Here is a 19,615-nt window from a genome sequence, read left to right as displayed (position 1 = left end):
TCAGACGCCCTTCGCCCACGCCTTGAGCGCCGCCTTGCTGCTGAAATTCGCCACGTTCGTGTCGTGCGGGTCGTCGGTGTACTGGTGGAAGAGCCACTTCGCCTTGATGCGGGGGTGGCCGGCGGTGACGTAGTCCGCGATCCACAGGCCGTCGCCCGCGTAGGAGGTGGTGTCGACGTTGAGCCAGAAGTGGCGGTTGGCGTAGAGGATCACCCGGTTGTGCGGGCGGAGGGCCTTGACCTTGCGGATGAACTGGTCCTTCTCCGCGTTGCTTGCGTGGGTGCCCTCGCCCGTGTTCTCCCAGTCGACGGCGAGGATGTCGCCCGCCTTCTCGGAGGCGTGGGAGACGAAGTACTCGGCCTGGACGGTGATGTTGCCGGGCCACAGGAAGTGGTAGAAGCCGACGACCAGACCGGCGTCGCGGCCGTGCTTGGTCTGGGCGCCGAGCTTGGGGTTGACGTACGAACGGCCCTCCGTCGCCTTGATGAAGACGAAGGAGGAGCCGCTCGTGCCGTACGTGGAGGACTGGTAGGCGCTCACGTCGATGCCGTGCAGCATGCACACTCCCTGAAAGTGCCGTGGGGGGAGGAGTCGTTGGTTGAGTTGTGCCCCGTCTCCCCTACGGACGATCCCTTCAGGGCGTTCGAACATCAGCTCCGGTCGACCACCGAACCCAGTACGGCGGGCGATTTCGCCGACCAGTCCGAGGTGATCACGCTGGCGTGGTTCCCGGCCAGGAGGGACAGGCGGGCGGCAACCTCCGCGTCCGTGGGACTGGTCGAGGAGATCGCAGGGGAGACGCCGGCCGCGTCCGTGGTGATCAGGATGTAGTGGTTCGCGGAGTAGAAGGACGTGTCGTAGCCCTTGGTGACGTAGGCCGCCGCGTCCCCGTCGAAGAAGACGAACCAGGGGCGGATCGAGGCGTCGTAGCGGCCGGTGCGCGGGTCGCCGGCCGCCGCGCCGAGGACGGCGGGGAAGGCCTGGGCCGTGGCGATGTTCCCGGCGGCGTACAGGTCGCGCAGATGGTCGCCGTACTCCTGGTCGGTCCAGTAGTGGTCGAAGGGGTTGGCCTGTTCCACCGTGCCCGGGATCAGCTCGAAGACGACCTTGCCGGTCAGGTCGTCCCGGGACGGCCAGGCGTCGGCCTTCGCGGCCGCGTCCAGTGTCGGATACTTCCCGTCCAGCAGGTCGGAGGGCTTGTAGACCATGCTGCCGAGCTTCTGCCGCACCAGGGTGTCGAAGGCGGCCGGCCCGAGACCGATGGTCTGGTTGAAGCCGTTCTTCATCTCCATCTTGAAGACGATCGGCCGGTGGTCGGGGTGCAGCTGGTGCCAGGCGGCGATGTTGTCCAGGCAGCTGCCGAGGTCCTGGTTGCGGCTCTTGCCGTACAGCTCGCCGGGGGTCTTCGCGGCCTCGCAGTTGTTGTCGTTGCCCAGCGGATTGCTGTGGCTGACCCGCCAGCGCCGGGTCAACGGGTCGGTGTAGACGTCGACTTCGAGCAGCGAGGCACCGGAGTCCAGCGCCTGCGCGAAGTACGTGTACTTCGACTTCTCGTACGCGTTGTGCGTACCGATCGCCGTCGTCCCGGAGAACTTCGGTGCCTGAGCCGCACCGGCGTTTCCGGGCACCACCACCAGCAACGCGGCGGCACCCAGTAACGCCGCCGCACGTCTTGCCATACGCATGGACCAACTCCCCTTCGCTGCAGCTGAGTTGAGCGGCAGCGTAGAGGCAAGTGGTTACCGTGCGGTAGCCCCTGGAGGAACGGGGGTCACATCAGCACGCGATGACGCCTCAGACCTTGATCACACGGATACCGTTGCCGCACAGCATGCGGAGGTCCTCGGGATCCGAGGTCAGGATGGTCGCAGGGGCGGGTGAGACGAGTGCGGTGGCGGCCACGATGGCATCGAGTGCGTACTTGTGGCCGTGCAGCCCGGCTGCGGCGAGGAGCTTGCTCGCATGGCGGGCGATGGCTTCGGCGGGCGGGACGATGTTCACGCGGGAGACGGCGTGGTCGAAGCGAGCCCGGTTGGTCCTGGGGTCGCGGGCTTCGGCAGAGTCACCGAGCTGGTGACGACGCGGATGTCCTCGGCCTCGGCTGCGACCAGCCACTCGGTGAGCTCGGGTGTGCGCCGTACGAGACCGGACAGGCCCTCGCAGTCCAGGACGAGTGTGCCGCTCACGCGGCGTCCGCCGAGCCTGCCGCGTCGCCGCGCAGGATGGCTCGCTTGGCCGCGACGGCGGCCTGGTCGACGGGGCCGTGCTCGGCCTCCGCGTCCTCGATGAGCTCGCGCAGCCGGTCGCGTTCCAGCTGGCGCTGGACGAGGGCTTCGACGTAGGCGGACATGCCCCGTCTGCCGGTGCGTGCCTTGAGGGCCGCGATGGTGCCTTCGTGGAGCGAGACGGAGACCGGGCGGACGGGGCCTTCGCCGGGAGCCGGGGAGGTAGCCATGCGGCGATTTTGACAGACCTCTTGTTATTGAGGTCGGGGTTTCGCCGCCCGAGCGGGGAGGGCGGCCTGTCTCCTCAGCACTCGATGATGTTGACCGCCAGCCCGCCGCGCGCCGTCTCCTTGTACTTCACCGACATGTCCGCGCCGGTCTCCTTCATGGTCTTGATGACCTTGTCGAGGGAGACGTGGTGCCGGCCGTCGCCGCGCAGGGCCATGCGGGCGGCGGTGACGGCCTTGACGGCGGCCATGCCGTTGCGCTCGATGCAGGGGATCTGGACGAGGCCGCCCACGGGGTCGCAGGTGAGGCCGAGGTTGTGCTCCATGCCGATCTCGGCGGCGTTCTCCACCTGCTCGGGCGTGCCGCCCATCACCTCGGCGAGGGCGCCCGCGGCCATGGAGCAGGCCGAGCCGACCTCGCCCTGGCAGCCGACCTCGGCGCCGGAGATGGAGGCGTTCTCCTTGAAGAGCATGCCGATCGCGCCGGCGGCGAGCAGGAAGCGGACCACGCCGTCCTCGTCGGCGCCGGGGATGAAGTTCATGTAGTAGTGCAGGACCGCCGGGATGATGCCGGCCGCGCCGTTGGTCGGGGCGGTGACCACCCGGCCGCCGGCCGCGTTCTCCTCGTTCACCGCCATCGCGTAGAGCGTGATCCACTCCATGGCGCGGTCCGCCGCGTCGCCCTCGGCGCGCAGCTGGCGGGCGGTGACGGCCGCGCGGCGGCGTACCCTCAGGCCGCCCGGCAGGATGCCCTCGCGGCTCATGCCCCGGGACACGCACTCCCGCATCACCCGCCATATCTCCAGCAGGCCCTCGCGGATCTCCTCCTCGGTGCGCCAGGCCCGCTCGTTCTCCAGCATGAGAGAGGAGATGGACAGGCCCGTCTCCTGCGTCAGGCGCAGCAGTTCGTCGCCCGTGCGGAAGGGGTACTTCAGGACCGTGTCGTCCAGCTTGATACGGTCCGCGCCCACCGCTTCCTCGTCCACGACGAAGCCGCCGCCCACCGAGTAGTACGTCCTGGTCAGCAGCTCGGTGCCCGAGGCGTCGTACGCCCACAGGGTCATGCCGTTGGCGTGGTAGGGCAGCGCCTTGCGGCGGTGCAGGACCAGGTCGTCGTCGTAGGAGAACGTGATCCCGTGCTCGCCGAGGAGGCTCAGGCGGCCCGAGGTCTTCATCGCCTCGACCCGCTCGTCCGCCGTCTCCACGTCCACCGTCCGCGGGGACTCGCCCTCCAGGCCGAGCAGCACCGCCTTCGGGGTGCCGTGGCCGTGGCCGGTGGCGCCGAGGGAGCCGTACAGCTCCGTACGGACGGAGGCGGTCCGCTCCAGCAGGCCCTCGTTGCGCAGCCTGCGCGCGAACATGCGGGCGGCCCGCATCGGGCCGACCGTGTGGGAGCTGGACGGGCCGATGCCGATCGAGAACAGGTCGAAGACCGAGATGGCCACGGTGACTCCTCAGTGCGGGGGTGGTGCCAGGGGGTACGGGCGGGGACACCGCGCGGAGTGGGGTCTCCGGCCCGCGCGGTGCCGCCGAGAGGTGTGACTTACTTGTTCAGACCCGGGTACAGCGGGTGCTTGTCGGCCAGGGCCTCGACCCGGGCCTTGAGGGCGTCGGCGTCGTAGGACGGCTTCAGCGCCTCGGCGATCACGTCCGCCACCTCGGCGAAGTCCTCGGCCGTGAAGCCGCGGGTCGCCAGGGCCGGCGTGCCGATCCGAAGGCCCGAGGTGACCATCGGCGGGCGAGGGTCGTTCGGGATCGCGTTGCGGTTGACCGTGATCCCGATCTCGTGGAGCCGGTCCTCGGCCTGCTGTCCGTCCAGCTCGGAGTCGCGCAGGTCCACCAGGACCAGGTGCACGTCCGTGCCGCCGGACAGCACGTCCACGCCGACCGCCTTCACGTCGTCCCGCACCAGGCGCTCGGCCAGGATGCGGGCGCCCTCCAGGGTACGCCGCTGGCGCTCCTTGAACTCCTCGCTCGCCGCGACCTTGAAGGACACCGCCTTGGCGGCGATCACGTGCTCCAGCGGACCGCCCTGCTGACCGGGGAAGACCGCGGAGTTGATCTTCTTGGCCAGCTCGGCCGTCGACAGGATCACGCCGCCGCGCGGACCGCCCAGCGTCTTGTGGGTGGTGGTGGTGACCACGTGCGCGTGCGGGACGGGGTTCGGGTGCAGGCCCGCGGCGACCAGGCCGGCGAAGTGCGCCATGTCGACCATGAGGTACGCGCCGACCTCGTCCGCGATCCGGCGGAACGCGGCGAAGTCCAGCTGCCGGGGGTACGCCGACCAGCCGGCCACGATCAGCTTCGGCTTGGACTCCTTGGCCAGCTTCTCCACCTCGGCCATGTCGACCAGGCCGTCCTCGCCCACGTGGTAGGGGACGACGTTGTAGAGCTTGCCGGAGAAGTTGATCTTCATGCCGTGGGTCAGGTGCCCGCCGTGCGCGAGGTTCAGACCCATGATCGTGTCGCCGGGCTTGAGCAGCGCGAACATCGCGGCCGCGTTGGCCTGGGCACCGGAGTGCGGCTGCACGTTGGCGTGCTCGGCGCCGAACAGCGCCTTGATGCGGTCGATGGCGATCTGCTCGACCACGTCCACGTGCTCGCAGCCGCCGTAGTAGCGGCGGCCCGGGTAGCCCTCGGCGTACTTGTTGGTGAGGACCGAGCCCTGGGCCTCCATGACCGCGACCGGGGCGAAGTTCTCCGAGGCGATCATCTCGAGGGTGGACTGCTGGCGGTGCAGCTCGGCGTCGACCGCGGCGGCCACGTCCGGGTCGAGCTCGTGCAGGGGCGTGTCGAGAACGTTCTTCTGTTCAGTCATGTGCTTCGTTCCGCTCCTCAGCCGGCCGTGTGGGCGGCGTACTCGTCGGCGGAGAGCAGGTCGGCCGGCTCGCCCTCGAGGCGCACCTTGAACAGCCAGCCGCCCTCGAAGGGCGCGGAGTTCACCAGCGACGGGTCACTCACCACGTCCTCGTTGACCGCGGTGACCTCACCGCTGACCGGGGAGTACAGGTCGGACACCGACTTGGTCGACTCCAGCTCGCCGCAGGTCTCGCCCGCGGCCACCGTGTCGCCGACCTCCGGGAGCTGGGCGTAGACGACATCGCCGAGCGCGTTGGCCGCGAACTCCGTGATGCCGATCGTGGCGACGCCGTCCTCGACGGGCGACACCCACTCGTGCTCCTTGCTGTAGCGCAGCTGCTGGGGGTTGTTCATGGCCTGAATTCTCCTGTACGCGGGGAGTGCTGGTGAATGAGGGACTGCTAAAGATGTGCGTGACCAGGGATGACGCGGCTCACGTCACTCCGACCGGTTGCGCCGGTGTCACTTCTGCCGCTGGTAGAAGGGCAGCGCCACGACCTCGTACGGCTCGTGACTGCCCCGGATGTCCACCGCGACACCCGCCGTGCCCGGGGCGGCGTGCGAGGCGTCGACGTAGGCCATGGCGATCGGCTTGCCCAGGGTGGGGGAGGGGGCGCCGGAGGTGACCTCGCCGATCACCTCGCCGCCGGCGACGACCGGGTACCCGGCGCGCGGGACCCGGCGGCCCTCGGCGACCAGGCCGACGAGGACCCGGGGCGGCTCGGCGGCGGCGTGCTCGGCGGCGGCCAGCAGGGCCTCGCGCCCCACGAAGTCGCCCTCCTTGTCGAACTTGACCACCCGGCCGAGGCCCGCGTCGAACGGGGTCAGCGCGAGCGACAGCTCGTGCCCGTACAGCGGCATGCCGGCCTCCAGGCGCAGCGTGTCCCGGCAGGACAGGCCGCACGGCACAAGCCCGGCCGGGGCGCCGGCCTCGGTGATCGCCTGCCAGAGCTTCTCCGCGTCGCCCGGGGCCACGAACAGCTCGAAGCCGTCCTCGCCGGTGTACCCGGTGCGGGCGATCAGCGCGGGGACGCCCGCGACGATGCCGGGCAGAGCGGAGTAGTACTTCAGGCCGTCGAGGTCGGCCTCGGTGAGGGACTTCAGGACGGCGAGGGACTCGGGGCCCTGGACGGCGAGCAGCGCGTAGTTGTCCCGGTCGTCGCGGACCTCGGCGTCGAAGCCGGCCGCCCGCTCGGTCAGCGCGTCGAGGACCGCCTGGGCGTTGGAGGCGTTGGCGACGACCAGGTACTCGGTCTCGGCCGGCCGGTAGACGATCAGGTCGTCCAGGATGCCGCCGTCGACCCGGCAGATCATGGTGTAGCGGGCGCGGCCCAGGCCGATCGAGGCGATGTTGCCGACCAGGGCGTGGTTCAGCAGCGCGGCGGCCTGCGGGCCGGTGACGGTGATCTCGCCCATGTGGGAGAGGTCGAAGAGACCGGCCCTGGTGCGCACGGCGACGTGCTCGTCGCGCTCGGAGCCGTAGCGCAGCGGCATGTCCCAGCCGGCGAAGTCGGTCATCGTCGCGCCGAGCGAGCGGTGCAGCGCATCGAGCGCGGTATGGCGGAGTCGATGGGGTTCGGTACTGCTCATCGGTCGGTCTCCAAGGCAGGACGGGCGAGGACGGATCTCATGTCCTCCCCATCTGTCATCGGAACCTGAGAGGTTCGCCACGACCGCCGTCGGACGGACGGTCACGGCTTGCACCTTGGGTGGAGCCACTGCGTCAGCGGCCCGCTTTTCAGATGTGCCTCGCCCGCGCGGTAACGGTGCCTGAGAGATTCAAGGGAGGGACTTGCTCCTTCGGCGCCCCAGCGACACGGCTGGGGGCTCTCCCGCGCGGATTCAAGCGGCCGGTATGCAGTTGCCGCGCCCATCATTGCACGCCCGGCCCGCTCGCGGCAGGACCACATCTGTGACGGGCCTGTGGCAGTACGCGCACGGAAACGCGAGGCTCGTCCATTACCTTCTCTTTACGCTCGGCGGGGAGACGGACCATGACCACCCCTGGGGAGGACGACGACGGTGAACAGGCCTACGGCACACACGACGCCCCAGCCCCTCGCCGCACCCGAGGAGCACGCCCCGCTGCCGGGGCGGGCGCTCGCCGAGCCGAAGCCCGCGCGGCCCCTCCCGAAGCCCGGACAGGTCGTCGCGGTGCCCGAGGAGACCCGCTCCCGGCCGCGGCGGTCCCCGCCCGCCGTTCGTGACTTGCGTGGAGGGGGCGGACGTGGCGTGCGCGTGCTGTGGTTCGGGCCGGGGGACCTGGTCGTCGTCACCGGGCTGCCCGGCGGTGGCAAGTCGACGTTGATGCGGCGTGCGGTGCGCGGCGCGCGGATCGACTCCCAGGACACCCGCGACCGCTGGGACGCCCGTCTGGCGCCGTACCTGCCCTACGCCCTCTACCGCCCCCTGATCCGCCTCGCCCACTACGCAGGCCTGCGCCGCGTCCTGCGCTCCGGCGACCCGGTCGTGGTCCACGACTGCGGCACACAGCCCTGGGTCCGCGCCTGGCTGGCCCGCGCCGCCCGTCGCCGTGGCGGCACCCTGCACCTGCTCCTGCTGGACGTCGCCCCCGGCACCGCCCTGGCGGGCCAGCGGGAACGCGGCCGCGGCGTCTCGCCGTACGCCTTCCGGCGCCACCGCCGGGCAGTGGCCCGCCTGCTGCGCGCGCTGCGGCGGGGCGAGACGCCGAAGGGCTGCGGCTCGGCGGTCCTGCTGGACCGCGAGGCCGCGGCGGTCCTGCGGCGGATCGAGTTCGTCCCTGTACCCGATAGCCTTCCGGTCACCACAGTGGTTCCCAGCAGGCGGTAGCAGATGGACTTCCCGGCGGACTTCTCCGCGGACTCTTCTCCGGACTTCCCGGCACAGGCGCACCCCCACCCGCACGGCGGTTGGCCCGGCAACGAGCTGGAGGAGGTGCTGTCGGCCTCCCTCGGCGTCCCGTCGGCCGGCGGCCGGATCATCGAGGTCCTCGGCCGCAGCTTCCTCTGGGTTCCCCTGCCCAACGGCGGCGGCCCGCACAGCGGGCCGCTCGACCTGCCCACGCTGGAGGTCGACGGCCAGGCGTACGTGCCGGTCTTCAGCTCCGAGGAACAGCTCCGTCGGGTCGTCGGCTCGCACATGGCGTACACCATCGCGCCCGCCGTCGAGTTCGCGCGCGGACTGCCCCCGCAGGTCGGCATCGCCGTCAACCCGGACGGCATGGTCGGCATCCCGCTGCCGCCGCCGGCCGTGGCCGAGCTGTGCCGGGCGGGCCGCACCCCACTGGACGGCCCGGCGAGCGGCGGCCGCGTCCGCCTCTTCGAACCCGACTGGCAGGACGACCCGGTGGACTTCCTCTCCGCCGCCTCCGCCGAGTTCGCCGAAGCAGGAGTGGTCAGCACCGCCCGCCGCTGCCTGGCCGCCATCGAGACGGCCGACCCGGTCATGTTCATAGGCGTCGAACTGTCCCACCAGGAGGGCGACCTGCTGGCCCGCCCCCTGGACGCCCTGGGCCGTGCCCTGGCCAAGTCCCCGGTCACGTGGCCGGTCAACCTGGTCCTCCTGGACGTGACCCAGGACCCGGTGGCCGACTGGATGAGGGAAAAGGTCCGGCCGTTCTACCAGCACGCCCACTGAGGGCACCCGCGGGCGGCCACGAGCGGCCCACGGCCGCAAAAACGGCAACAGGTACCGAGTTCGCAGGCGGCCTTAAGCTAGTGCTGCGACCGGAAGGGTTCACCGGCTCGCGACGCCCGGCACGGTGCCTCGCCGCGTTGTCGCACCACCCGAGTACATCCAGTACGCGGGCGGTGCTCCGCCTTGCGACGCACCGCACCGGACGCCGCGAGCTTTCCGGCGGACCCTTCCGGTCGCGGGCACTAGGTGCACAGCTCGTCGAGGGGTTCGTGGAGGGGCGGTACAAAAGGTGAGCGTGAGCGCCAGCGGCACGACGGCCGGGCAGGTCGAGCAGACGCTGCGCCAGGTGACGCCCGGGCGTTACGACGCCTACGAGGCGCTGCTGCGCGCACTGGCGACGCCGTCCTCCGGCCAGATCTGGATGCTGCTGTGGCACGGTCAGGCGGGTTCCCCCGACGCCCAGTACGGGCGCATGGAGGTCGACGGCCACGGCTACGCGCCCTGCGTGACCTCCGCCCAGGAGCTGTCGGCCAGCGGCTGGATGCGGTCGTACGAGGTGGTGGACGGCCTCGACGTGGCCCGCACCCTCTATCCCGACCACTACGGTCTCTGGCTGAACCCGCACGCCCCGGGCGGCGGTGTCGGCATCCCCTGGCTCGACCTGCGCCGCATCGCCACCGGTCTGGACCGCCAGCCGGCGGGGCCGCTCAGCCTGTCCGAACCGGCCGTCGAGGTCCCGCAGTTCTACGCCCTGCTCACGCAGAACGCCCACCGCACCCCGGCGGTCCGCTCGCTGCGCCGCGCCTGGGTGCAGCCGGCGCTCGGAGCGCCGTACCTCGCCATCGGCCTGGACGTGTACGACACCTCGCCGGCCGCCGTCGACTCGGTGCGCGCGATGATGCAGCAGTCCATCGGCGCCGTTCCGGACGGGCTGCCGGTGTCGACCGTCGCGATGTCCGACGAGTACGACCCGGTCGCGATGTGGCTGCGTGCCAACTCCCGCCCGTTCTACGACCGCGAGAGCCACGCATCCCCGGCCCAGGCCCCGGCGACCGGCTACGGGTACCCGCCGGCGCGGGGCGGCTACTGACATACCGTCATCCGGGCCGGACCGACGGCAGGGCTTCCCCCGGGCGAGCCTTTTCTTCGCGCGTAGATGAGGGCGGAAGGTCCGTTTCTGTGTCGGGATACCCCAACTCGCCCGTGTCCGACCCCCGTTACCCACTGTCCGGATAACGGAACCCCCTAACCCGCATCACGTTTACGCATCCATTCACCGTCAAGTCTGGCAACTGGTCGCCGATGCGTTGAAGACTCCCGCAGCAGGGGGTTTCGCCCCTGTGTACGACGGACTGAACAACGCCGCCACAGCGGCAAGTGCGGGCCGGCTACCGCCGGTTGAGAGGGGTCCCTGCCTGATGACGGCACCATTGCACGAGCCGACCGCGGAAGCGGCCCCGAGCGCGGTCGACGAAGCGGCGGTAGCGACGACCGGCGCGAAGGCCGTCCAGGGGCGCTCCCTGGGCCGGATCGCCTGGGAGCGCCTCAAACGGGACAAACTCGCCCTGACGGGCGGCATCGTCGTGCTCTTCCTCATCCTGGTCGCGCTGCTCGCGCCCCTGATCGCCCACGCCGTCGGGCAGGACCCCGAGCTCCACCACGAGGACCTGATCGACCCGCTCTTCGGCACCCCCAAGGGGTCCCTCGGCGGCATCAGCGGCGACCACCTCCTCGGCGTCGAGCCGGTCAGCGGCCGCGACATCTTCGCCCGCATCGTCTACGGCGCCCGGATCTCGCTGCTCGTCGGCTTCCTGTCCGCCGTGGTCGCCGTCATCCTGGGGACCGCCCTCGGTATCCTCGCCGGCTTCTTCGGCGGCTGGGTGGACGCGGTCATCAGCCGTGTGATGGACGGCCTGCTCGCCTTCCCGCAACTGCTGTTCATCATCGCGCTGGTCTCCGTCATGCCGAACGCGATGCTCGGCCTGACCGGCACAGGCGTGCGGGTCTTCGTGATGATCCTCGTCATCGGCTTCTTCGGCTGGCCCTACATCGGACGCGTGGTGCGCGGCCAGACGCTCTCGCTGCGCGAACGTGAGTACGTGGAGGCCGCGCGCTCGCTCGGCGCCGGACGCTTCTACATCCTGTTCAAGGAGCTGCTGCCCAACCTCGTTGCGCCCATCATCGTGTACACGACGATGATGATCCCGACCAACATCCTGACCGAGGCCGCCCTCAGCTTCCTCGGCGTGGGCGTCAAGCCGCCGACCGCCTCCTGGGGGCAGATGCTCTCGAACGCGATCGACTACTACGAGGCGGACCCCATGTACATGGTGGTCCCCGGTGTGGCGATCTTCATCACCGTCCTTGCCTTCAACCTCTTCGGCGACGGCGTGCGGGACGCGCTGGACCCGAAGGGCTCCCGCTGAACCGCCTTACCCCCAAGCGTCCCCGTGGCACTTACACGGGGTCTCTCATCTAATCCGGAGGATCCGAGATCGTGACTACCCAACGCACCTCAGGGCGGCGCAAGCAGGCCATGGCCGCTGCGGCCGTGGTCGCCGCGCTGCTGACCACGGCGGCGTGCGGCGGCGGTGGCAAGGACGACAACGGCGGCGGCGGTTCGAAGAGCGGTGCCGCCGGCTTCGACGCAGCCAACAACAAGGTCGCCCAGGCCTCGCTGGCCAAGAAGGGCGGCACGCTGAAGTTCGGTGCCGCCCAGGACGCGGACTCGTGGGACACCACGCGCGGCTACTACGGCATGATGTGGAACTTCGCCCGCTACTACAGCCGCCAGCTGGTCACGAACAAGGCGGAGCCCGGCAAGGCCGGCGCCCAGGTGACCCCGGACCTCGCCACGGATCTCGCCAAGGTCACCGACGGCGGCAAGACCTACACGTACACGCTGCGCGACGGCATCACGTGGGAGGACGGCAAGCCGATCACCTCCAAGGACGTCAAGTACGGCATCGAGCGCGTCTGGGCGCAGGACGTGCTGTCCGGCGGCCCGACCTACCTGAAGGAGGTCCTGGACCCGGAGGGCAAGTACCAGGGCCCCTACAAGGACAAGGACAAGGAGCACCTGGGTCTGAAGGCGATCGAGACGCCGGACGACAAGACCATCGTCTTCCGCCTGCCGAGGGCCAACTCGGACTTCGAGCAGATGCTGTCCCTGATCTCGGCGTCCCCGGTCCGCCAGGACAAGGACACCAAGTCCAAGTACGGTCTGCACCCCTTCTCCTCGGGCCCGTACAAGTTCGAGTCGTACAGCCCGGGCAAGGACCTGAAGCTCGTCCGCAACACCGAGTGGAAGCAGGACTCGGACCCGATCCGCAAGGCGTACCCGGACGAGATCACCATCAAGTTCTTCTCGAACGCCAACGACCTGGACCAGCGTCTGATCGCCGGTGACTACGACCTGGACCTGAACCAGACCGGCATGTCGCCGCAGGGCCGCCAGACCGCCCTGAAGCAGCACAAGGGCAACCTGGACAACCCGGTCTCCGGCTACGTCCGTTACGCGGTCTTCCCGCAGAGCGTGAAGCCGTTCGACAACATCCACTGCCGCAACGCCGTGATCTACGGCGCGGACCACGTGTCGCTGCAGACGGCGCGCGGTGGCCCGGTCGCCGGCGGTGAGATCGGCACCAACATGCTGCCGCCGTCGGTGCCGGGTGCCGAGGGCCAGAAGTACGACCCGTTCGAGCTGGCCGGCGCCAACAAGAACGGCAACGTCGAGAAGGCCAAGGAGGAGCTGAAGGCCTGCGGCAAGCCGAACGGCTTCAAGACCACCATCGCCGTCCGCAACAACAAGCCGGTCGAGGTGGCCACCGCGGAGTCGCTCCAGGCGTCGCTGAAGAAGATCGGCGTCGACGTCCAGATCGACCAGTACGACGGCTCGCAGACCGCCGGCATCATCGGTAGCCCCTCGAACGTGAAGAAGAAGGGCTACGGCATCATCATCATGGGCTGGGGCCCGGACTTCCCGTCCGTCCAGGGCTACGGTCTGCCGCTGTGGAACAGCAAGTACATCCTGCAGAGCGGTAACAACAACTACGCTCTGATCAAGGACAAGAAGATCGACGGCCTCTTCGACGACTACGTCAACGAGCTCGACGACGCCAAGAAGACCGAGATCGCCACGCAGATCAACCACAAGGTCATGGAGGGCGGCTACTACCTGCCCTTCGTCTTCGAGAAGTTCATCAACTGGCGCTCCAGCCGCCTGGCGAACGTCTACACGTCGGACGGCTACAGCGGTCAGTACGACTTCGTCAACCTCGGCCTGAAGTCCGCGAAGTAAACCCGGCACACCCGCCGTACGGCACGAAAGGCAGGTGAAGGCCGGCGCGGTGGGACCGCGGACCCCGGAAAACATCCGGCGGGCCGCGGTCCCGCGGCGGGCCGTAAGCTGTGCTCGCTTACCTCATCAGGCGGCTGTTCGCCGCCGCCGTGATGCTGGTGGTCATCATCCTGGTGGTCTTCAGCATCTTCTTCCTCGTCCCCAAGTGGGCGGGCGTCGACATCGCCCTGAGCTTCGTGGGCAAGCAGGCCGACCCGGCCGCCGTACAAGGGGTGCGGGAGAAGCTGGGCCTGAGCGACCCGATCTACCTTCAGGTCTGGGAGTTCTTCAAGGCCATCTTCGTCGGCCGCACCTACTCGGGCGGCGGCGACGTCATCCACTGCTCCGCGCCGTGCTTCGGCTACTCGTTCAAGAGCGAGCAGGCCGTCTGGCCGGTGCTGACCGACCGCTTCCCGGTGACCCTGGGACTGGCGCTCGGTGCCGCCGTGCTGTGGCTGATCTTCGGTGTCTCGGCGGGTGTGCTCTCGGCGCTCAAGCGGGGCAGCCTGTGGGACCGCGGTGCGATGCTGGTCGCCCTCGGCGGCGTCTCGCTTCCCATCTACTTCACCGGCATGCTCAGCCTGGCGATCTTCGCGTTCGGCCTGCGCTGGATCAACGGGGAGTACGTCCCCCTCGGCGACAGCTTCAGCGGGTGGATCGGCGGCATGATCCTGCCCTGGATCACCCTGGCGTTCCTCTACGCGGCGATGTACGCCCGTATCACCCGCGCCACCATGCTGGAGATCCTCGGTGAGGACTACATCCGCACCGCCCGTGCCAAGGGTCTGCGGGAGAAGACCGTCATCGGCAAGCACGCCATGCGCTCGACGATGACACCCATCCTGACCATGCTCGGCATGGACCTCGGCGCCCTCATCGGCGGCGCGATCCTGACCGAGACCACGTTCAGCCTGCCCGGCCTCGGCCAGGCGGTGCTCAACGCCATCAAGAACCAGGATCTGCCCATCATCCTGGGCGTCGTCCTGATCACCTCTCTCGCGGTGCTCATCGCCAACCTCGTGGTGGACCTCCTGTACGCCGTGATCGACCCCCGAGTGAGGCTCGCATGACCGAACTCAGCAAGAGCGGCGCGGCCGTGGGAGAGCCCACCTCCGCCTCGCCCGCCCCGACGGCCTTCCTGGAAGTGCGCGACCTGAAGGTGCACTTCCCCACCGACGACGGCCTGGTGAAGTCCGTCGACGGGCTCAGCTTCACACTGGAGAAGGGCAAGACCCTCGGCATCGTGGGCGAGTCGGGCTCCGGCAAGTCGGTGACCTCGCTCGGCATCATGGGTCTGCACACCACCGGCCAGTACGGCAAGCGCAAGGCGCAGCTCTCCGGCGAGATCTGGCTGAACGGCACCGAACTGCTGTCCGCCGACCCCGACCACGTGCGCAAGCTGCGCGGCCGTGAGATGGCGATGATCTTCCAGGACCCGCTGTCCGCGCTGCACCCGTACTACACGATCGGCCAGCAGATCGTGGAGGCGTACCGGATCCACCACGACGTCGACAAGAAGACCGCCCGCAGGCGGGCGATCGAGATGCTCGAGCGGGTGGGCATCCCGCAGCCGGACAAGCGGGTCGACAGCTACCCGCACGAGTTCTCCGGCGGCATGCGCCAGCGCGCCATGATCGCGATGTCGCTGGTCAACAACCCGGAACTGCTCATCGCGGACGAGCCGACCACCGCCCTGGACGTCACCGTGCAGGCGCAGATCCTCGACCTGATCCGCGATCTGCAGAAGGAGTTCGGCTCCGCGGTCATCGTCATCACCCACGACCTGGGCGTCGTCGCCGAACTCGCCGACGACATCCTGGTGATGTACGGCGGCCGCTGCGTCGAGCGGGGCCCGGCCGAGAAGGTGTTCTACGAGCCCCGGCACCCCTACACCTGGGGCCTGCTCGGCTCCATGCCGCGGCTGGACCGTGAGCAGCAGGACCGGCTCATCCCGGTCAAGGGCTCCCCGCCCTCCCTGATCAACGTACCGTCCGGCTGCGCCTTCAACCCGCGCTGCCCGTACGCCGACATCCCGAAGGACAACGTCACCCGCACGGTCCGCCCCGAGCTGACCGAGGTCGGCAGCAAGCACTGGGCCGCCTGCCACATGACGCAGGAGCAGCGGGAGCGGATCTGGACCGAAGAGATTGCGCCGAAGCTGTGAGTGAGATGGCAGAGGACAACGCAGTGAGCATCCCTGCACAGAGCGACGGCGCCGAGGCCAAGGCCTCCGGTGCGGCCACCCTCACCAAGGACGCCGCCCCGGGCGAGGTCCTGCTGAAGGTGACCGGCCTGCAGAAGCACTTCCCCATCAAGAAGGGCCTGCTGCAGCGTCAGGTCGGCGCGGTGCGCGCGGTCGACGGCATCGACTTCGAGGTCCGCTCCGGCGAGACCCTCGGTGTCGTGGGCGAGTCCGGCTGCGGCAAGTCGACGATGGGCCGGCTGATCACCCGGCTGCTCGAACCGACCGCGGGGAAGGTCGAGTTCGAGGGCAAGGACATCACGCACCTCGGTGTCGGCGGCATGCGCCCGCTGCGCCGCGACGTGCAGATGATCTTCCAGGACCCGTACTCGTCGCTGAACCCGCGCCACACCATCGGCACGATCGTCGGCGCCCCCTTCCGGCTCCAGGGCGTCGAGCCCGAGGGCGGGATCAAGAAGGAAGTGCAGCGGCTGCTGTCGGTGGTCGGCCTCAACCCCGAGCACTACAACCGCTATCCGCACGAGTTCTCCGGCGGTCAGCGCCAGCGCATCGGCATCGCCCGGGCGCTCGCGCTCAACCCGAAGCTGGTCGTCGCGGACGAGCCGGTCTCCGCGCTGGACGTGTCGATCCAGGCGCAGGTCGTCAACCTGCTCGACGACCTCCAGCAGGAGCTGGGCCTGACGTACGTGATCATCGCCCATGACCTGTCGGTCGTCCGGCACGTCTCGGACCGGATCGCGGTGATGTACCTCGGCAAGATCGTGGAGCTGGCCGACCGCGAGTCGCTCTACAAGGCGCCGATGCACCCGTACACCAAGGCGCTGATGTCGGCCGTCCCGATCCCGGACCCCAAGCGCAAGAACGTCAAGAGCGAGCGCATCCTGCTCAAGGGCGACGTGCCCTCGCCGATCGCCCCGCCGAGCGGCTGCCGCTTCCACACCCGGTGCTGGAAGGCGACCGAGGTCTGCCGCACGACCGAGCCGCCGCTCAAGGAGCTGAAGCCCGGTCAGCGGGTGGCCTGCCACCACCCGGAGAACTTCGAGGACCAGGCCCCGCAGGACACCGTGCTGCTGTCGGCCGCCAAGGAGGCCGCGGAGCTGGTGGCCGACGAGGTCCTGGCGGAGTCGGCGGCGACCTCGGCGGCGGTGGCCGCGGAGGTGGGGACCGCGGAGGCCGCTGGGTCCTCCGAGGCGGAGCCCTCCGAGGCCGCTGGGTCCTCCGAGGCGGAGCCCTCCGAGGCCGCTGGGTCCTCCGAGGCCTCCGAGGAGGCGACCGACAAGTAGCGCACCCCGCTTGTAAGAATGGGGGGTGCTTCAGCAACTGTTCAGCCCCTCCGTCCAGCACACGCTCGATCTGTTCGGCATCTTCGCGTTCGCCATCTCCGGCGCGCTGCTGGCCGTCCGCAAGAACTTCGACGTCTTCGGCATGGCCGTCCTCGCCGAGGTCACCGCGCTGGGCGGAGGGCTGTTCCGCGACCTCGTCATCGGGGCCGTACCCCCGGCCGCGTTCACGGATCTCGGGTACTTCCTCACCCCGCTGCTCGCCACGTTGGTGGTCTTCTTCCTGCACCCGCACGTGGAGCGCATCCAGAGAGCGGTGTACGTCTTCGACGCGGCCGGCCTCGGCCTGTTCTGCGTGGCCGGTACGACCAAGGCGTACGCCTACGGACTCAGCCTCACCTCGTCCGCGACGCTCGGCCTGGCCACCGCCGTGGGCGGCGGTGTGCTGCGGGACGTACTCGCCAACGAGGTGCCGTCATTGCTGCGCTGGGACCGCGACCTGTACGCGGTCCCAGCGATCGTCGGCGCCACCATCGTGGCGCTGTGCATCCACTACGACGCGGTGAACCCGTTCACCAGCAGCCTCGCCGCGTTCACCGCCTTCGCCCTGCGCCTGCTCGCGATGCGTTACCACTGGCGAGCTCCGCGGGCCTGGAACCGGCGCTCGACGGTACGGGAGGAGTGAGGCCCGCTTCGGCGTGGTGGGCGGACTTCTGCCCCAGCTCCATGGTCAGCCAGCGGAACACCGCCGGCACCTGCGGCCGCCACAGCGCCATGCTGTGACCGCCCGCGCTGCGCGGCAGGTAGACCACGCGCACGGTGGTCGGCGGCTTCGCGATCCGCTCCAGGGCGACGCCCGCCTGGTACCCGTCGCCGGGCTGGCCCGAGAGGTAGAGCGCGATGCGCGGCGGCGTGCGGTACTTCGTCAGCAGGACGTAGGGGTTGTTCGCGCGCCGCAGCCCGAGGTTCTCGTTGGCGAGCGAATTGGGCTGACCGATCGGGTCGTTGTATCCGGACAGGCTCACCGCGGCCCGGTAGCGGTCGGGGTGGGCGACGGCGAGCTTGGTCGCGCAGTGGGCGCCCGCGGAGTAGCCGGCGGTCGCCCAGCCGTTCGGGGCGGGCCGGGCGCGGAAGTTGTCCGTGACCATCTTCGGTACGTCGATGCTCAGCCAGGTGTCGGCGTTCACGGTGCCCGGGACGTTGGCGCAGCCCGTGTCGATCTTGGCGATCAGGTTCGTGCGCGGCGACACCAGTATGAACGGGGCGACGTGGCCGCTTCTCATCAGCGGCTCGAGCTGCTCGTGCACCTTCAGGGTGCCGAACCATGCCTTCGCCGAGCCCGGGTAGCCGGAGAGCAGCTCCACGACCGGGAACTTCTTGTTCCTGTACGCCGGCTCGTCGTACTGCGGCGGCAGCCAGACGTAGACCTCGGCGCTCACCCCCGAGACCCGGCCCTTCAGCTGCGTGACCCTGACCCCGCCGGCCGCGTGCATCCCGGGCCCGTCGGCCTGGGTGAACTTCTGCCGGACCGTGGGCAGTTTGCGGTAGGCGATGCCTCCGGTGCCGTCGGTGCCGAGGTCGGCGGCCTGCTGCACATGGTTGCCCGTGCCGAGCAGGTCGGCCCAGTTGTCGTACAGGTTGTTGGCGTTGTTCACCAGTACGAAGACCAGGGTGATGGCCGTGGCCTGGGCGAACAGCAGCATCAGCGCCCGCAGGGCGGCGCGCAGCACCCGGGGGCCCCTCAGACGCGTCCACAGGACGAACGGCAGGGCCAGGGCGACCACGGCCAGTGCGACGGCGGTGTACAGGAACGCAGTCCCGGTGAGGCTCATGTCCTGATAGAGGGGAAACGGGGCCCTCGGGTCACGGACGGGTACGGACGCTTACCGAGAAATTGCCGGGTCCTCACTCGGGGTGCTGCTCCTTGTACGGGCGCAAGGCCCTTGTACAGCGAGGAAGCCAAAGCTACCGCTTAGTAATTTCCTGTTGTACCGTTCACCCATGTCAGAAGCAGCCACCGCCCCGACCGCGCGGGCCACGATCGGCGACAGCGAGTTCGACCGTGACACCGCGGTCGCCCAGCGCGCCCCCGGCGTGTACGACACCGAGCTCTCCGCCGGCTGGACCATCATCAACGCCGTCAACGGCGGCTATCTGCTGGCCGTCCTCGGTCGTGCCCTCGCGGACGCCCTGCCGCACCCGGACCCCTTCACCGTCTCGGCCCACTATCTCACGGCGTCCCAGCCCGGGCCGGCCGTCGTGCGCACGGACGTGGCCCGCACCGGCCGCACCCTCTCCACCGGCCAGGCCTCCCTCTTCCAGTACGACGAGGACGGCCGCGAGGTGGAGCGCATCCGCGTCCTGGCCTCCTACGGCGACCTCGACGACCTGCCCGACGACGTACGCACCACGGCGAAGCCGCCCGCGATCCCGCCGATGGGCCAGTGCTTCGGTCCCCAGGACGGTCCGGCCCCGGTACCCGGCAGCTCGGCCATCACCGACCGCCTGATGCTCAAGCTGGACCCGGCCACCCTCGGCTGGGCGCTCGGCTCGCCCTCCGGCAACGGCGAGATGCGGGCCTGGTTCGGCCTCGCCGACGGCCGGGACCACGACCCGCTCTCCCTGCTGCTCGCCGTGGACGCGCTGCCCCCGACCGCCTTCGAGCTCGGCATCAAGGGCTGGGTGCCGACCGTCGAACTGACCGTGCACGTCCGCTGCCGCCCGGCACCGGGCCCGCTGCGCGTCTCCATCACCACCCGCAACCTCGCCGGCGGCTTCCTGGAGGAGGACGCCGAGGTCTGGGACAGCGCCGACCGGCTGGTGGCGCAGTCCCGGCAGCTCGCACGGGTCAGGCTGGGCTGACG

Annotated in this window: 18 protein-coding genes, 1 pseudogene and 2 riboswitches; of the genes and pseudogenes, 10 read left to right on the top strand and 9 right to left on the bottom strand. The window is 69.7% G+C overall.

Going from position 1 to position 19,615, the window contains the following annotated elements:
- From ACX25U_RS10945 to gcvT, 8 genes and pseudogenes are all read right to left on the bottom strand, one after another.
- Complete coding sequence (locus ACX25U_RS10945; protein ID WP_454391030.1) at positions 1-558, bottom strand: GH25 family lysozyme; 558 nt, start codon at positions 556-558, stop codon at positions 1-3.
- Between the two features lie 92 nt (positions 559-650).
- Positions 651-1,685 carry a phosphatidylinositol-specific phospholipase C domain-containing protein gene (locus ACX25U_RS10940; RefSeq protein WP_454391028.1) on the bottom strand — a complete coding sequence of 345 codons (1,035 nt, stop codon included), beginning with the start codon at positions 1,683-1,685 and terminating at the stop codon, positions 651-653.
- A 109-nt stretch (positions 1,686-1,794) separates the two neighbouring features.
- Positions 1,795-2,186: pseudogene (locus ACX25U_RS10935) on the bottom strand (type II toxin-antitoxin system VapC family toxin).
- A complete protein-coding gene (locus tag ACX25U_RS10930) occupies positions 2,183-2,455 on the bottom strand; it encodes a hypothetical protein (protein WP_454391026.1) in 273 nt (90 codons plus the stop codon). Before ACX25U_RS10930 ends, ACX25U_RS10935 begins: the two are co-directional and overlap by 4 nt.
- A gap of 74 nt (positions 2,456-2,529) precedes the next feature.
- A complete protein-coding gene (locus tag ACX25U_RS10925) occupies positions 2,530-3,897 on the bottom strand; it encodes an L-serine ammonia-lyase (RefSeq protein WP_454391024.1) in 1,368 nt (455 codons plus the stop codon).
- Positions 3,898-3,995: 98 nt separating this feature from the next.
- A complete protein-coding gene (glyA, locus tag ACX25U_RS10920; RefSeq protein ID WP_454391022.1) occupies positions 3,996-5,270 on the bottom strand; it encodes a serine hydroxymethyltransferase in 1,275 nt (424 codons plus the stop codon).
- Between the two features lie 17 nt (positions 5,271-5,287).
- A complete protein-coding gene (gene gcvH / locus ACX25U_RS10915; protein ID WP_454391020.1) occupies positions 5,288-5,665 on the bottom strand; it encodes a glycine cleavage system protein GcvH in 378 nt (125 codons plus the stop codon).
- Positions 5,666-5,773: 108 nt separating this feature from the next.
- Complete coding sequence (gene gcvT / locus ACX25U_RS10910) at positions 5,774-6,901, bottom strand: glycine cleavage system aminomethyltransferase GcvT (protein ID WP_454391018.1); 1,128 nt, start codon at positions 6,899-6,901, stop codon at positions 5,774-5,776.
- Between the two features lie 42 nt (positions 6,902-6,943).
- Positions 6,944-7,059: riboswitch (glycine riboswitch) on the bottom strand.
- Positions 7,060-7,156, bottom strand: a riboswitch (glycine riboswitch).
- A 177-nt stretch (positions 7,157-7,333) separates the two neighbouring features.
- Here gcvT and ACX25U_RS10905 point away from each other — a divergent pair.
- The 9 genes from ACX25U_RS10905 to ACX25U_RS10865 all read left to right on the top strand — a co-directional run bounded on the left by ACX25U_RS10905 (position 7,334) and on the right by ACX25U_RS10865 (position 17,436).
- Positions 7,334-8,122: an AAA family ATPase gene (locus ACX25U_RS10905; protein ID WP_454391016.1), complete on the top strand. Its 789-nt coding sequence runs from the start codon at positions 7,334-7,336 to the stop codon at positions 8,120-8,122.
- 3 nt (positions 8,123-8,125) lie between these two features.
- On the top strand, positions 8,126-8,929 hold the full coding sequence (locus ACX25U_RS10900) for an enhanced serine sensitivity protein SseB (RefSeq protein ID WP_454391014.1): 804 nt from the start codon (positions 8,126-8,128) through the stop codon (positions 8,927-8,929).
- Between the two features lie 295 nt (positions 8,930-9,224).
- On the top strand, positions 9,225-10,019 hold the full coding sequence (locus ACX25U_RS10895) for an enhanced serine sensitivity protein SseB C-terminal domain-containing protein (protein ID WP_454391012.1): 795 nt from the start codon (positions 9,225-9,227) through the stop codon (positions 10,017-10,019).
- A gap of 328 nt (positions 10,020-10,347) precedes the next feature.
- On the top strand, positions 10,348-11,355 hold the full coding sequence (locus ACX25U_RS10890; RefSeq protein WP_454391010.1) for an ABC transporter permease: 1,008 nt from the start codon (positions 10,348-10,350) through the stop codon (positions 11,353-11,355).
- A 71-nt stretch (positions 11,356-11,426) separates the two neighbouring features.
- Positions 11,427-13,229, top strand: coding sequence for an ABC transporter substrate-binding protein (locus tag ACX25U_RS10885; RefSeq protein ID WP_454391009.1), 1,803 nt, complete (start codon positions 11,427-11,429; stop codon positions 13,227-13,229).
- 110 nt (positions 13,230-13,339) lie between these two features.
- Complete coding sequence (locus ACX25U_RS10880) at positions 13,340-14,338, top strand: ABC transporter permease (protein ID WP_454391007.1); 999 nt, start codon at positions 13,340-13,342, stop codon at positions 14,336-14,338.
- Positions 14,335-15,432 carry an ABC transporter ATP-binding protein gene (locus ACX25U_RS10875; protein ID WP_454391005.1) on the top strand — a complete coding sequence of 366 codons (1,098 nt, stop codon included), beginning with the start codon at positions 14,335-14,337 and terminating at the stop codon, positions 15,430-15,432. The genes ACX25U_RS10880 and ACX25U_RS10875 overlap by 4 nt, the downstream gene beginning before the upstream one ends.
- 5 nt (positions 15,433-15,437) lie before the next feature.
- Positions 15,438-16,754, top strand: coding sequence for an ABC transporter ATP-binding protein (locus ACX25U_RS10870; protein WP_454391003.1), 1,317 nt, complete (start codon positions 15,438-15,440; stop codon positions 16,752-16,754).
- 25 nt (positions 16,755-16,779) lie between these two features.
- Positions 16,780-17,436, top strand: a complete 657-nt coding sequence (locus tag ACX25U_RS10865; RefSeq protein ID WP_454391001.1) for a trimeric intracellular cation channel family protein — start codon at positions 16,780-16,782, stop codon at positions 17,434-17,436.
- On the opposite strand, the gene ACX25U_RS10860 is transcribed toward ACX25U_RS10865, so the two are convergent.
- On the bottom strand, positions 17,345-18,583 hold the full coding sequence (locus ACX25U_RS10860) for an alpha/beta hydrolase (RefSeq protein WP_454390999.1): 1,239 nt from the start codon (positions 18,581-18,583) through the stop codon (positions 17,345-17,347). The genes ACX25U_RS10865 and ACX25U_RS10860 overlap by 92 nt on opposite strands.
- Positions 18,584-18,752: 169 nt before the next feature.
- Between ACX25U_RS10860 and ACX25U_RS10855 the strand changes: the two genes are divergently transcribed.
- Positions 18,753-19,613: a thioesterase family protein gene (locus ACX25U_RS10855; RefSeq protein ID WP_454390997.1), complete on the top strand. Its 861-nt coding sequence runs from the start codon at positions 18,753-18,755 to the stop codon at positions 19,611-19,613.
- The last annotated feature ends 2 nt before the right edge of the window (positions 19,614-19,615 follow it).

The organism is Streptomyces sp. JNUCC 63 (genome assembly GCF_054366325.1).
This window is presented reverse-complemented; position numbering and strand designations above follow the sequence as displayed.

Coding starts and splice junctions, on each gene's coding strand:
- ACX25U_RS10900 (WP_454391014.1), top strand. CDS start 8,126: ATGGACTTCCCGGCGGACTTCTCCGCGGACTCTTCTCCGGACTTCCCG.
- ACX25U_RS10875 (WP_454391005.1), top strand. CDS start 14,335: ATGACCGAACTCAGCAAGAGCGGCGCGGCCGTGGGAGAGCCCACCTCC.
- ACX25U_RS10870 (WP_454391003.1), top strand. CDS start 15,438: ATGGCAGAGGACAACGCAGTGAGCATCCCTGCACAGAGCGACGGCGCC.
- ACX25U_RS10855 (WP_454390997.1), top strand. CDS start 18,753: ATGTCAGAAGCAGCCACCGCCCCGACCGCGCGGGCCACGATCGGCGAC.
- ACX25U_RS10945 (WP_454391030.1), bottom strand. CDS start 558: ATGCTGCACGGCATCGACGTGAGCGCCTACCAGTCCTCCACGTACGGC.
- gcvT (WP_454391018.1), bottom strand. CDS start 6,901: ATGAGCAGTACCGAACCCCATCGACTCCGCCATACCGCGCTCGATGCG.
- gcvH (WP_454391020.1), bottom strand. CDS start 5,665: ATGAACAACCCCCAGCAGCTGCGCTACAGCAAGGAGCACGAGTGGGTG.
- ACX25U_RS10940 (WP_454391028.1), bottom strand. CDS start 1,685: ATGCGTATGGCAAGACGTGCGGCGGCGTTACTGGGTGCCGCCGCGTTG.
- ACX25U_RS10890 (WP_454391010.1), top strand. CDS start 10,348: ATGACGGCACCATTGCACGAGCCGACCGCGGAAGCGGCCCCGAGCGCG.
- ACX25U_RS10860 (WP_454390999.1), bottom strand. CDS start 18,583: ATGAGCCTCACCGGGACTGCGTTCCTGTACACCGCCGTCGCACTGGCC.
- ACX25U_RS10930 (WP_454391026.1), bottom strand. CDS start 2,455: ATGGCTACCTCCCCGGCTCCCGGCGAAGGCCCCGTCCGCCCGGTCTCC.
- glyA (WP_454391022.1), bottom strand. CDS start 5,270: ATGACTGAACAGAAGAACGTTCTCGACACGCCCCTGCACGAGCTCGAC.